Origin of the sequence: Paenibacillus azoreducens, assembly GCF_021654775.1 — a bacterium.
GTDB lineage: Bacteria > Bacillota > Bacilli > Paenibacillales > Paenibacillaceae > Paenibacillus_AQ > Paenibacillus_AQ azoreducens.
This window is the reverse complement of sequence record NZ_AP025343.1, coordinates 4,802,015-4,815,122: the sequence shown is the minus strand read 5'-3', so window position 1 is coordinate 4,815,122 and position 13,108 is coordinate 4,802,015. Positions and strand designations below refer to the sequence as shown.

Here is a 13,108-nt window from a genome sequence, read left to right as displayed (position 1 = left end):
TGAAAGTTCGATGATTGACGCTTTTCTTATTTTATAGGGATAGAAATAGAACAGATTAAGAATGACAGAACAGATTTCCGGCGAATGATATATAATGTGGAGAAAGGGAGGGGAGCCATGAAAAAAGAACTTTTCCCGAATGCTTATTCGGATAAACTTTTTGAACAGGTTTACGACTATCTTTTGGAGCGGATCAGGCGCGGGGAATGGAAAGCTCACGATAAGCTCCCTTCCGTTCGCGTTTTGGCAGCGGAATTCGAAGTGCACCGACTAACCGTCTTCAAAGCTTATCAACTGTTAAAAGAAAATAACAAAGTGTACGTGAAGGATAAATCCGGATATTACGTGCAGCCGGGGAGTGTGCTGCCGCCTGCCGTGCAGCAGGACCCAATCGTCTCCGCTTACGTTCATGAAAGCCATCTTTCCGAAATCCATCAGGTGGAGGCCGTTTATCAGTTTTCCAAAGCGCTTTTAGATCCTAATCTTTTGCCCAACCGGTATTTTTCCGAATATGTAAAAAAGGTGTTTGATCTCTATCCGAAGGTGCTGGGAACCTACTCCACCACGCAGGGAGATGCGGAGCTTCGGGAAGCTTTAAGCCGATATTTTACGGATCGGTATCGCTTTGATTTGACCAAAGATGAAATTCTGATTACCTCCGGTTCGCAGGAAGCCATCGATCTCATCGCAAGAGTTTTGGTCAAACCGCGGGACGTTGTATTGTTGGAACGGCCTACTTATAGTCCGGCGATTGACGTGTTCAGGAGACAGGGGGCGAGCATTATTCCGATCGAGATCACCCCGGACGGTTATTGCCTGGAACAGATAGAAGAGATGATGCAAAATCACAAACCCCGTCTTTTTTATATGAATCCTACCTTCCATAATCCAACGGGATACACCGTTCCTGCGGAACAAAGGAAGCGGCTGGTCGATCTGGCGGCTGAATATCATTGTTTGTTGGTGGAAGACGATCCCTGTCCGGATATTTATTTCGGAAAAGCGCCGCCTTCGCCTTTTTTTGCCTACGATACATCCGGATACGTCATATATATCCGCAGCTTCAGCAAATATATTTCCCCGGGCTTAAGCATAGCCATGGTGGCATGCCGGCAGGGCATCATGAACTATTTGATCAAGGCAAAATCCTTATCCGATAACGGGACGCCGCTGCTCAACCAAAAGATCTTTTTGCATTACTTCTTTTCGGAACGCATGCAGCAGCATATGGAGAAGCTGCGGACGGCGCTGGCGATCCGCAAGGACATTATGGAAGAGGAATTGTCCGGCACAGGCTGGCAGTGGAGAAGCCCGGCCGGCGGATTTAATTTATGGATCAAGCTGCCGGAATCGGTCCTGATGGATGAGCTTTTGGGCAAAAGCATGGAGCAATCCATCACTTTTGTGCCAGGCACAATTTGCGACCCGCTCCGGGAGTTGAATTCGTGGATTCGGATGAGCTATTCATATTTGAACGAACAACAGCTGCGGGAGGGACTGCGGAGATTCGTAAGTCTCTTTCGGGAGTTATTTGGAGAGTAACGTCATATCTTCGATGCGGTTAATGTCTTTTGATCGGCTGCAGGTAAAAAAAACAAGTTATAAAAAATAAACGGCGAAGCAATGCAATTGCTCAGCCGTTTATTTTTTTCGGTACCTGAAAGTATAAACTTCATGGATATGCAACCTGATCTCAGACAAACTATCGTCTAAAAGCAATCTGTTGTCATAAAGCACGTCAATAGACGTTACTCTCAAAGCAGGCGTTTGACTTCTTCCAACGGTCCAAGGAAATTTCTTTTCATACAGCGTGCGGCTCCTTCAGCATCATGCGCTTCGAGAGCATGAATAATTTCCCGGTGCTCCTGGGCCGCGGTTTGCGACTCCCCTAAAGGCTTCTTCAGAAAGATATATTTGTATCTGCGGATATGCATCTGTAAGGAAGAACTGAAGGAAGCAATGTGGGGATTATCCGAAATATCCACGATTAAATTATGAAACTTTTCGTCATATTCAATCGCCTGATATAAATCCTCTTCGTCCATAAACTTGGCGAACTTGTCGTTTAGTTCATGCAGCTTCCGGATATGCTCGGGCTGAATGAGCGGAGCGGCAGTTTCCGCGGCCAACGCATGCAGAGCGGCAAGAGGAGCATATAGCTTCACAATATCCGCTTCTTCGATTTTCGTGACCCTCGTATCTTTGCCGGGAGACATCTGGACAAGCCCTTTCATCTCTAAAATCTGCAGCGCTTCTCTTACGGGAGTCCGGCTGACGCCCAAAGCTGATGCTAATTCCGCATCGTTTAATTTTTCCTCAGGCTGCAGCGTTCCTTCGATAATCCACCTTTGAATTTGGGACAGGGCCCTGTCTTTGGCAGATAGTCGGACGGGAGTGGAGTAATCGGTTGGAATCGGCATATGAATTCACCTCTTTGCAGGCAATATATCGTAAAAATGCTGCCAGTTTATCAGTATATAATATATCGCATTTTTTGTACGCAATGCAAATAAACTTAATATCAGTCACAGTGTCACTTTACAGTTATATCCATATTTTTTTTCATCAGCAACAACTTACGCATCACACTCTTCCTTTCTTAGGCATTCAATCCAGCTCATGACTTTCGAATTCCAAAATAATGGTTGCGCTACTCCATTCACCATAATATAATATGCAATATATTGCATTCCTCAGTGCTTTAATGTGGTAATGAATGAACATAAACACAAGCTATGAAGAGGAGCAGGCAGGGGCTCTTATGTCCAGAGAGCGGTGCAGCAGCTGGAAGCACCGTCGTAATCCCGACAGCCGACTCGCCTCTGAGCTATTTCCCTGAATCGGTGTTTGTTGGTAGGGGAGATCGGATTGGCACACGTTATCGTGCGGCGTCCGGCCGTGAGCTGGTCTTGAGGCTGCACAGGTTGTAATGCAGTGAAAATGGGTGGTACCACGTAAAGAGCTTCCAGGCTCCTTTCGTCCCTAAGATACGCATGAACGCGTAGGGGATGGAAGGAGTTTTTTCGTGTTATTGAGCAGAAGGTTGAGGGGATGAGGGGAAAATTCACGATCACTTCCGGGCTGATCTCCTGAACCCTCCGCTTAATAGCTTTGTCCTGCAAGCCGGGGGTCAAAGTGAAACGCGGCGGTAAATTAAGTGAAACCAAAGGGGGGAATCAAACAGGGGGATAACAGAAGCGGAGTCAAGAATAGTGCCAGCCGGAACGCATATCCGATGCGGGATGCCTTGGGTCAATGAAGCAAACTTAACCAAAAACAAGAGAGGCGGGATAAACATGAGAAAAATCTACGTTTTGGATACGACATTAAGAGACGGCGAGCAAGCGCCAGGCGTCAGCCTGACCGCACAGGAGAAGGTGGAAATCGCTCTGCAGCTCGAAAAGCTTGGCATCGACCGGATCGAAGCCGGATTTCCGGCAACATCGCTTGGCGAAGTCGAAAGCGTGCAGCAGGTGGCGGCAGCCATTAAAAACGCAACCGTCACGGCTTTTGGGCGCTGCCACGAACGGGACATCGATGCGATCAGAGAAGCGCTGAAGAGTGCGCAGGACCCTTGTCTCCATTTGTTTTTGGCGATTTCGCCGATCCACCGCAAATACAAGCTCCACATGGATAAAGCCAAGGTGCTTGAGACGGCTGCCGCCGCGATCCGGTATGGCAGAAAATATTTTGACAGGGTGGAGTTTTCGGCGGAGGATTCGAGCCGGACGGAACTCGATTTTATTTGCGAAGTCGTTGATATGGCTATCAAAGCCGGGGCTTCGGTCGTCAATTTGCCGGATACGGTCGGGTTTGCCATGCCTGAGCAGTACGGGAATATATTCAAGACGGTGAAAGAGACGGTGCCGGGCATTGAAAAAATCCAGCTCAGCACCCACTGTCATGATGATTTGGGAATGGCGACAGCCAATACGCTTGCTGCTGTGTACAACGGTGCCGATCAAATCGAAGGCACGATCAATGGCATCGGCGAACGCGCAGGCAATACCTCGACCGAAGAGGTGGCCCTTGCGCTGGAAACAAGAGGCGATTATATGAACGCCAAAACCGGCCTGGTATTAAACGAAATTTACCGCACCAGCCGCATGGTGAGCAAATACACGGGGATGGCCGTGCCCGGCAACAAAGCGATCGTCGGCGCCAACGCTTTTGTGCATGAATCGGGTATTCATCAGGACGGGATGCTGAAGGAACGGACCACATATGAGATCATTACGCCGGAAACGATCGGTTTAAAAGAAAGCAAGCTGGTGCTCGGCAAGCATTCCGGGCGGCATGCTTTCAAAGAAAGATTGATCGATATGGGGTATCTTTTGAGCGAAGAAGAACTGGGCGAGGCCTTTGCCAAGTTCAAAGCCTTGGCCGACAAGAAAAAGAATGTGCTGGATGAAGATATCCATGCCTTGATGACTAATAAGATTTCACCGTCATCAGGGATCTACAAACTTGAGTTTGTCCGGGTGAATTATGACAATCATTCGGCTCCTACTGCTCTTGTACGAATGGTCAAAGGGGACGGGAATGTGCTGGAGCAATCCGCCGAGGGCAACGGTTCGGTTGACGCGATATACAATGCCATCGATCAAGCAACCGGGGAGCAGGTTGAACTAGAGGATTATATGATCAAATCGGTAACCCATGGAAAGGATGCTCAAGGCGAGGTGCATGTCGTTCTGAAACAGCATGAGGAAACCGTACAAGGCCGCGGGATGAGCACGGATATTTTGGAAGCGAGCGCGAAGGCTTATGTGGACGCTTTGAACCGGTTAATCAGTCAAAAAAACCGCCGTCTCAGAGGCAATATTTCGATATCTTAATCGTAACCGCAAAAGAAGCTATCACCTGATTTGCCGGGTGATAGCTTCTTTTTGAGGTACGCCCAGCATGGGCGTCATCTCTAGGGTGAAAGTCCTGAACGGGGGCTGGCGAGCGCCTACCGTTAGCCAAGGGCAAGGGTGTCTGTCGCGAGGCAGAATCTGAAGGAAGCCGGAGGCAAAAGCACGGGCCAAGGTACACGAACTGGATTCGAGGCAGGGATAGCCGGATGAGTTGCCTTCACACAACGAAATCCCAAGCCGCCAAAGGCTATTCCTGTAAACTCCAGTGGTCGCGGGCGGAAAGATGACGTTCTTATCTGGGGAGACCTGCGGGAGAAAAAAAAATGCGAAGTCACTTCGTAACCACAGCCTTCCGGCTGTGCTGAACCCGCAGGAGTCAGGAGAGGCCATAGTACGCGAGTACGGGACACCGGAAAACGGAAGGGCCGAACCGAAAGGAGAGAGGAAACCGATGCGTTCGAGTGAAAAGCGAAGACAGCCGAATATCCCGCAAGGGAGCTTCCAGCAGAGAGAAGCGGTGAAGCCGCAAGGGTATGTTGGAGCGCCGAGCTCTTCACCGGCACAAGTCGCCCCTTCCTCTCGCGAAGACCAAAACGACCTGCTGGAGAACATGCTCGAAGGAGATAACCTTCGGCTCGCTTACAAGCGGGTGGTCCAAAACGGAGGAGGTCCTGGTGTGGACGGTGTAACGGTAGCCGAGCTACAAGCTTACCTGAAAACTCACTGGGAAACGGTGAAAGCCGAACTTCTGGCGGGAACCTACCGGCCGGCGCCAGTCAAACGGGTGGAAATCCCCAAACCCGGAGGCGGCGTACGGCTGCTCGGTATCCCGACCGTAATGGACCGCTTCCTCCAGCAAGCGCTTCTACAAGTGATGAATCCGATGTTTGATGCTCACTTTTCGTGGTACAGCTACGGCTTTAGACCCGGAAAGCGGGCTCATGACGCAGTGAAGCAAGCGCAGCACTATATCCAAAGCGGCCGAAGATGGGTCGTAGATCTGGACCTGGAGAAGTTCTTTGACCAGGTGAATCATGATATGCTCATGGCCAAGGTGGCACGGAAGGTGAAGGACAAGCGAGTGTTGAAGCTGATCCGAGCTTACCTGAGTGCCGGAGCGATGGAAAACGGAGTTTGCCAAAAGACCGAGGAAGGAACGCCGCAAGGTGGTCCGCTCAGTCCACTCTTGGCCAACATCCTGCTGGACGATCTGGATCGAGAGCTTCACCGGAGAGGATTGCGGTTTGTCCGCTACGCGGACGACTGTAATATCTTCGTCGCGAGTAAACGAGCAGGAGAGCGTGTGATGGAGTCGGTGACACGCTATGTAGAAGGAAAGCTAAAACTGAAAGTGAATCGGGAGAAGAGCGCGGTGGACCGGCCATGGAACCGTAAGTTTCTTGGCTTTAGTTTTCTGTCGAACAAGAAGGCTACGATTCGACTAGCCCCCAAGACGATACACCGATTGAAGGAGAAGATCCGGGAGCTCACAAGCCGCACCCGCCCGATAGCGATGGAAGAGAGGATTGCTCGTCTCAATCGCTATCTGATGGGCTGGCTGGGCTACTTTCGTCTGGCCTCAGCCCAGAAACACTACGAGAGATTGGACAAATGGATCCGAAGAAGATTGCGCATGTGCCTATGGAAACAATGGAAGCGAGTACGTACGCGTATCCGAGAACTCCGGGCCTTGGGCGTGCCAGACTGGGCCACTTTCATCATGGCCAACTCCCGCAGAGGAGCTTGGGAAATGTCCCGAAACATGAATAACGCCCTTCCGACATCCTATTGGGAAGCGAAAGGGCTGAAAAGTCTGCTTTCTCGTTATTTGGAACTTTGTTAACCTTTTGGAACCGCCGTATGCGGACCCGCATGTACGGTGGTGTGAGAGGACGGGGGTTCGTCACCCCCTCCTACTCGATTTGAAAATCCGGAGCTTCAACTTAAGCTCCGGATGTCGGGCATACTGGCACGTCCAGATATTGCATGCTTAGAGCGGATGTAACTGGATCCGTACATGCCCTTCCTATGGGCGATATTTTTCAAAAATTCGTGCCGTCGGTGACGGCGCCGGTCGAAGCGGAGGAAACTAGGCGGGCATATTTGGCAAGCGTGCCTGTCATGGCTTTAAGTTCTGGCCGCTTCCAAGCTTTGCTTCTGGCCTCGATCTCATCCGGCGCCACATGAAAGGTAATCGACTGCGCGTCACTGTCAATCGTAATCATATCCCCTTCCCGCAGCAGGGCGATCGGGCCGCCATCCTGGGCTTCTGGCGCCACATGCCCGATAACGAAGCCGTGCGAGCCGCCGGAAAACCTCCCGTCCGTTACAAGCGCAACTTTCCCTCCGAGACCTTTGCCTGTAATCATCGACGTCACGGACAGCATTTCCGGCATTCCCGGTCCTCCTTTCGGTCCGACATAACGGATCACGACGACATCCCCTTTGCGGATCTGATTATCCATGATGGCCTGCGTTGCTTCTTCTTCGCTGTCGTAAACCCGTGCCGGACCGGAAAAACAATGAACGCTAAGGCCGGACATTTTGGCTACGGAGCCATCCGGAGCGAGATTCCCTTTCAATACGACAAGCGGGCCGCTTGATTTCAAGGGGGCTTCCAGTGGCAGGATCACATCCTGACCGGGATGCAGGGGCGGGCAGTTCCGCAAATTTTCGGACAGGGTTTGGCCTGTCACCGTCATGCAATCCCCATGAAGAAGTCCGTGTTCCAGCAACAGTTTCATGACTCCGGGAACGCCGCCCACGTCATTCAAATCCTGCATCACGTATTTGCCGCTTGGTTTCAAATTGGCGATATGGGGGACGCGAACCCGGATTCTTTCGAAATCGTCCAGCGTTAGTTTAACCCGGACCGAATGGGCGATAGCGATTAAATGGAGCAGGGCATTCGTAGAACCGCCGAGAGCCATCACAACGGTAATTGCGTTTTCGAACGCTTTTAAGGTCATGATATCGCTTGGATACAAGCCTTTTCTTAAAAGCCCGAGAACCGTTTTACCGGCCTGGATGCATTCCGAGGCTTTTTCCGCGGAGACGGCAGGGATCGAGGAAGAACCCGGCAGCGTCATCCCGAGGGCTTCCGCTGCGGCAGCCATGGTATTGGCCGTATACATGCCGCCGCAGGCTCCGGCTCCCGGACAGGCGTGGCATTCGACTTGATGAAGCTCATGCTCGTCTATGATCCCCTCATGATATTGACCCACCGCTTCGAAGGCCGAAACGATATTCAAATCCTTTCCGTTCCATTTCCCCGGTTGAATCGTGCCTCCATAGACATAAACCGCCGGAATGTTCAATCTCCCGATCGCCATGAGGCAGGCGGGCGTATTTTTATCGCAGCCGCCAATCGCGACCAAGCCGTCGAAGCGTTCGGCATTGGCTACCGTTTCGATCGAGTCGGCAATGATTTCCCGGCTTGGCAGCGAGAAACGCATGCCTTCATGGCCCATGGCGATCCCGTCGGACACAGTAATGGTATTAAAAATAAGCGGCGCTCCTCCGTCAAGCTGCGCGCCTTCCTTGACCTTCATGCCCAATTTGTCAATATGCATATTGCAGGGGGTGACTTCACTCCATGTACTGGCCACGCCGATCATCGGTTTTAAAAAATCTTCATCCTTGAAGCCGACGGCTCTGAGCATCGCCCGATTGGGTACGCGGTTTACGCCTTCGCTGATGATTTTGCTGCGGATTCGCAAGTCTTTTGGATCTGACATCAAAATTTCTCCTCTCCGTTCAATAAAAGTGGGTACGTTCCCGCAGTTTGAAAATGTTTTGCAAGAAACAGTTGACACGTCATAGTCGCTCCACTAGTATGTAATATATCGCATATATATATTGTCCGCAAGCGTTAGATTGCAGACATCGATTGCCGTTAAGGCGATCCATATAAACCTGGAAGGAGGTTTTTTTATTTCTTTATAATTGATAATGATAATCATTATCGTTATATTATAGAGTAAAGGAGAAAAAGAATCCGGAAACAAAACGGGGAGACCCTTTGTATGACGATCCGAGAGACGAAATGAAAATCAATTCATGGAAAGAGGGGAAGAGAAGGATGCGGGCATTAGACGTTATGATGCAGCATGCCGTTAAAGTCAAAGAGGATGACTCCTTTTTGGACGTGATTGACAAAATGGTCCACCATCGTGTGAACACGCTGCCTGTCGTTAACGAGGGAAATGAAATTCTCGGAAGCATCAGCGTGAAGGACATTTTGCATTGGCTGGGAAGGCATCATGTTTTTTATAATATTTTTTACGCTTCCGGCGTGTGGCTCGATCAGGAACCGCTGGAATCCAAAATCAACAGGCTTCTGCAGCACAGCCCCATTGAAATCGCCAACCGGAAAACGGTGATCGTACCCATGGAAGAGGAAGCAGGCGAGGTAGCTTCGCTCCTGTGCAAGAAACATGCCGGATGCGTCCTCGTGGAGGGGAACGGCGTACTCAAAGGAATGATCAGCTCTCATGAGTTGATCCGCGGCCTATTTCGCAAGCAGCTATATCCAGTGGAATAAAGCCGAATCATGGGCAATCGCATCGGATGCATTTCTTTAATCATCAAATTTATATTCGTAGCAAAGAACAGGAGGAGTAACAATATGGCTAACTTGTTTGAAATTCGGGGGCTGAACTCAGTAATTGAAGGCAAGGAAATATTAAAAGGATTCGATCTTTCCATCCAAAAGGGAGAAGTACATGCCATCATGGGCCCGAACGGCACTGGCAAAAGCACGCTGGCTTCCTCTATCATGGGGCACCCGAAATATGAAGTGACCGAAGGCGAGGTTTATCTTGAAGGGGAAGACGTGCTGGAAATGGGCGTCGATGAACGGGCGCGTGCCGGTTTGTTTCTGGCGATGCAATATCCAAGCGAAATTACGGGCGTTACCAACGCCGATTTCCTGCGCAGCGCGATCAACGCACGGCGGCCGGAAGGCGATGAAATCTCCTTGATCAAATTCATTCGCCTGATGGAAGGCAAAATGAAGGAGCTCGAGATGGATCCCGAGTTTATGCACCGCTATTTGAACGAAGGTTTTTCCGGCGGCGAAAAGAAACGAAACGAAATTTTGCAGATGTTGATGATTGAGCCGCAGCTGTCTATTTTGGACGAGATCGACTCCGGACTCGACATCGATGCGCTCAAAATCGTCGCAGCAGGGGTCAACGCCATGCGCGATGCAAAGCGCAGTTTCCTTATTATTACCCATTACCAGCGTTTGTTGAATTATATCCGTCCGGATTTCGTTCATGTCATGATGCAGGGTCGGATCGTGAAATCCGGAGGACCGGAGCTGGCGGAACGGCTGGAGGCGGAAGGTTACGACTGGATCAAGGAAGAGCTGGGCATCGTCGATGAGACGACGGGCCGGGCCTGAGAAGGGGGTGTGCCAACATGAGCATGAGCAAATCAACCGCTTTTTTTGACCGTAAAGCCGCCGCTGCCATCGCCCGCAGCAAACAAGAGCCGTCCTGGCTTGTCGCTTGGCGGGAGGAAGCGGGCGAATGGGCAGCGGCCCTGGAACTTCCGAAACCGGAGAAAACTCCAATCGATCGTTGGATGCTGGATGCCCAAGGAGAATATCGTCCCGGACAGACCGTTTCCCTACTTTCGGAGCTGCCGTCAGAGGTCCTCGCCTTGCTGGATGAGCAGGTAGGCGGAGCAGTTATCGTACAGCATAATTCCTCTGTTGTATACAGCCGTTTGCCGGAGGAGTTGAAGGCCCAGGGCGTCGTGCTGTCGAGCCTTGAGGAAGCGGCCCGTACGCATGAAGAGCTGGTACGGACGCATCTCATGACGGCTTACGCCCGGGACGAGCATAAGTTGTCGGCGATGCATGCAGCCATGTGGAACGGGAGCGTGTTCCTGTACGTGCCGCGGGGAGTGGAAATTGCGGAGCCCGTGCAGGCCGTGCTTTATGCCGACGACGCGGAAGCAGCGTTTGTGCCGCATCTGCTGGTGATCGCTGATGAGGGCAGCCGCGTCTGCTTCATGGAGAATGCAGCTGCCTCGTTGGGTGAAACGGAGACCACCCTGTTCCATAACGGAGCCGTTGAAGTCTTCGCTAAAAGGGGGGCGCGGGTTCAATATGCTGCCGTGCATCATATGGACGATACCGCGATTGATATTTCGTTCCGCCGCGCCGTGCTTGCGGACGACGCACGGATCGAATGGCTTATCGGCGATCTGCATGAGGGCAACACCTTGTCGGATACGAAGACGATCCTGAAAGGAACAGGCTCGACATCAGACGCGAAAGTAATTACTGTCGGTACGGGGTCGCAGCGAATGAGCCTGACGACGGGAGCGGTTCATATCGGCCGCAGCTCGGAAAGCGATATGGTCACCCGGGCGGTCATAACTGACGAAGCGACCGTGATCATTAACGGGATCACGAAAATCGAAAAGGGTTCGGCGAAAGCGAACGGCCAGCAGACGGAGCGCGTGCTGATGCTGAGCCCGAAGGCGCGCGGGGATGCGAACCCGATTCTGCTGATCGACGAAGACGATGTTATGGCAGGCCATGCGGCAAGCGTGGGACAAGTAAACGCAGAGCAGGTATATTACCTGATGTCGCGCGGCATCGCGCGGTCGGCTGCGGAAAGGCTGATCATCTACGGTTTCCTGGACCCTGTCGTTTCCGAAATACCGGTCGAAGCAGTGCGCAAGCGGCTGCAGCAAATTTTGGAACGGAAGCTGGGATAACGCATAGAAATTGCAGCCGGCGGTTTGTAGATAGTGAAATGGATGACATGCCGAAGGGAACACTTTTCGAAAAATGAATCGGAATATATAAACAAGGAGGCAGATGATCATGGCGAAGCAAATGCCTGAACTGGAAGAATATAAATACGGTTTCCGCGACGAACATCAGGCGGTATTCCAATCGGGGAAAGGTTTGACGCCGGAAATCGTGCGCACGATTTCGCAAATGAAAGGCGAGCCGGAATGGATGCTGGAGTTCCGCTTGAAGTCGCTGGAGCAATTTAACAAGATGGCCCTGCCGCGCTGGGGCGGGGACTTGTCCGGCCTGGATTTTAACGATATCCAGTACTATGTTAAACCCGCAGAGAAACAAGGCAGGACATGGGAAGAAGTGCCCGCAGAGATCAAGGCGACATTCGACAAGCTGGGCATTCCGGAAGCGGAACAGAAGTATCTGGCCGGGGTTTCGGCTCAATACGAATCGGAAGTAGTTTATCATCATATGCGCGAAGACCTGGAGAGGCAGGGGGTGATCTTCCTGGATACCGACTCGGCGCTGCGCGAATATCCGCATCTGTTCAAGGAGTATTTCAGTACTGTCGTGCCGCCGACGGACAATAAGTTTGCGGCGCTGAACAGCGCGGTGTGGTCTGGAGGCAGCTTCATCTACGTGCCGAAAGGGGTCAAATGCGAAATCCCGGTGCAGGCGTATTTCCGGATCAACTCGGAGAATATGGGCCAATTCGAACGGACGCTGATCATCGCCGACGAAGGAAGCTTTGTGCATTACGTTGAAGGCTGTACGGCGCCGATTTACAGCACGCATTCCCTGCACAGCGCGGTGGTGGAGATCATCGTGAAAAAGGATGCCCGGGTGCGGTACACGACAATTCAAAACTGGGCGCCCAATATTTATAATCTGGTTACGAAACGGGCGGTAGCGGAAGAGAATGCGACGATGGAATGGGTGGACGGGAACATCGGCTCCAAGCTGACGATGAAATATCCGGCGGTTATCTTGAAAGGGCGCGGTGCGAAGGGAATGGTGCTGTCAATTGCGGTAGCAGGCAAAGGGCAGCTCCAGGACGCCGGGGCGAAAATGCTGCACCTGGCGCCCGACACCACGTCGACGATCGTGTCGAAGTCGATTTCCAAACATGGCGGCAAAGTCACATACCGGGGCATCGCCTCATTTGGGCGGGGCGCGGTTGGAGCGAAAGCGAACGTCAAATGCGATACGCTGATTTTGGACAACCAGTCGACAAGCGACACGATCCCGTATAACGAAGTGAAAAACGATAACATAACGCTTGAACATGAAGCCACCGTGTCAAAGGTATCCGAGGATCAGCTGTTCTATTTGATGAGCCGGGGGCTGAGCGAAGCGGAAGCGACGCAGATGATCGTGATGGGCTTTATCGAGCCGTTCACGAAAGAGCTGCCGATGGAATATGCGGTTGAGATGAACCGATTGATCAAATTCGAGATGGAGGGGAGTATTGGGTAACCTCATT

The 13,108-nt window shown here is 51.6% G+C and carries 9 protein-coding genes; 7 read left to right on the top strand and 2 right to left on the bottom strand.

Annotated features, from left to right (window positions below; genetic code table 11):
- Positions 1 to 117 precede the first annotated feature (117 nt).
- Complete coding sequence (locus L6442_RS21160; RefSeq protein WP_212980156.1) at positions 118 to 1,542, top strand: aminotransferase-like domain-containing protein; 1,425 nt, start codon at positions 118 to 120, stop codon at positions 1,540 to 1,542.
- Between the two features lie 212 nt (positions 1,543 to 1,754).
- Here the strand turns inward: L6442_RS21160 and L6442_RS21155 are convergent, their stop codons facing one another.
- Entirely contained in the window at positions 1,755 to 2,420 is a 666-nt protein-coding gene (locus L6442_RS21155; protein WP_212980155.1) for a GntR family transcriptional regulator, read from the bottom strand.
- An 876-nt stretch (positions 2,421 to 3,296) separates the two neighbouring features.
- On the opposite strand from L6442_RS21155, the gene L6442_RS21150 reads away from it, so the two are divergent.
- Positions 3,297 to 4,838: a 2-isopropylmalate synthase gene (locus tag L6442_RS21150; RefSeq protein ID WP_212980154.1), complete on the top strand. Its 1,542-nt coding sequence runs from the start codon at positions 3,297 to 3,299 to the stop codon at positions 4,836 to 4,838.
- 472 nt (positions 4,839 to 5,310) lie between these two features.
- A complete protein-coding gene (gene ltrA / locus L6442_RS21145; RefSeq protein ID WP_237100032.1) occupies positions 5,311 to 6,702 on the top strand; it encodes a group II intron reverse transcriptase/maturase in 1,392 nt (463 codons plus the stop codon).
- Between the two features lie 199 nt (positions 6,703 to 6,901).
- Here ltrA and ilvD read toward each other — a convergent pair whose 3' ends face one another.
- Positions 6,902 to 8,596, bottom strand: a complete 1,695-nt coding sequence (gene ilvD / locus L6442_RS21140) for a dihydroxy-acid dehydratase (protein WP_212981332.1) — start codon at positions 8,594 to 8,596, stop codon at positions 6,902 to 6,904.
- Between the two features lie 344 nt (positions 8,597 to 8,940).
- On the opposite strand from ilvD, the gene L6442_RS21135 reads away from it, so the two are divergent.
- The 4 genes from L6442_RS21135 to sufB all read left to right on the top strand — a co-directional run bounded on the left by L6442_RS21135 (position 8,941) and on the right by sufB (position 13,101).
- Positions 8,941 to 9,402: a CBS domain-containing protein gene (locus tag L6442_RS21135; protein WP_212981331.1), complete on the top strand. Its 462-nt coding sequence runs from the start codon at positions 8,941 to 8,943 to the stop codon at positions 9,400 to 9,402.
- Between the two features lie 84 nt (positions 9,403 to 9,486).
- A complete protein-coding gene (sufC, locus tag L6442_RS21130) occupies positions 9,487 to 10,266 on the top strand; it encodes a Fe-S cluster assembly ATPase SufC (protein WP_212981330.1) in 780 nt (259 codons plus the stop codon).
- A gap of 17 nt (positions 10,267 to 10,283) precedes the next feature.
- The gene (gene sufD, locus L6442_RS21125; RefSeq protein WP_212981329.1) at positions 10,284 to 11,594 is read left to right on the top strand and encodes a Fe-S cluster assembly protein SufD; all 1,311 of its coding nucleotides are present in this window, start codon (positions 10,284 to 10,286) and stop codon (positions 11,592 to 11,594) included.
- 109 nt (positions 11,595 to 11,703) lie between these two features.
- Positions 11,704 to 13,101, top strand: a complete 1,398-nt coding sequence (sufB, locus tag L6442_RS21120) for a Fe-S cluster assembly protein SufB (protein ID WP_194230363.1) — start codon at positions 11,704 to 11,706, stop codon at positions 13,099 to 13,101.
- The last annotated feature ends 7 nt before the right edge of the window (positions 13,102 to 13,108 follow it).

What these genes read in the sequence shown, in the direction of transcription:
- L6442_RS21160 (WP_212980156.1), top strand. Translation starts at nt 118, where the DNA reads ATGAAAAAAGAACTTTTCCCGAATGCTTATTCGGATAAACTTTTTGAA.
- L6442_RS21155 (WP_212980155.1), bottom strand. Translation starts at nt 2,420, where the DNA reads ATGCCGATTCCAACCGATTACTCCACTCCCGTCCGACTATCTGCCAAA.
- L6442_RS21150 (WP_212980154.1), top strand. Translation starts at nt 3,297, where the DNA reads ATGAGAAAAATCTACGTTTTGGATACGACATTAAGAGACGGCGAGCAA.
- ltrA (WP_237100032.1), top strand. Translation starts at nt 5,311, where the DNA reads ATGCGTTCGAGTGAAAAGCGAAGACAGCCGAATATCCCGCAAGGGAGC.
- ilvD (WP_212981332.1), bottom strand. Translation starts at nt 8,596, where the DNA reads ATGTCAGATCCAAAAGACTTGCGAATCCGCAGCAAAATCATCAGCGAA.
- L6442_RS21135 (WP_212981331.1), top strand. Translation starts at nt 8,941, where the DNA reads ATGCGGGCATTAGACGTTATGATGCAGCATGCCGTTAAAGTCAAAGAG.
- sufC (WP_212981330.1), top strand. Translation starts at nt 9,487, where the DNA reads ATGGCTAACTTGTTTGAAATTCGGGGGCTGAACTCAGTAATTGAAGGC.
- sufD (WP_212981329.1), top strand. Translation starts at nt 10,284, where the DNA reads ATGAGCATGAGCAAATCAACCGCTTTTTTTGACCGTAAAGCCGCCGCT.
- sufB (WP_194230363.1), top strand. Translation starts at nt 11,704, where the DNA reads ATGGCGAAGCAAATGCCTGAACTGGAAGAATATAAATACGGTTTCCGC.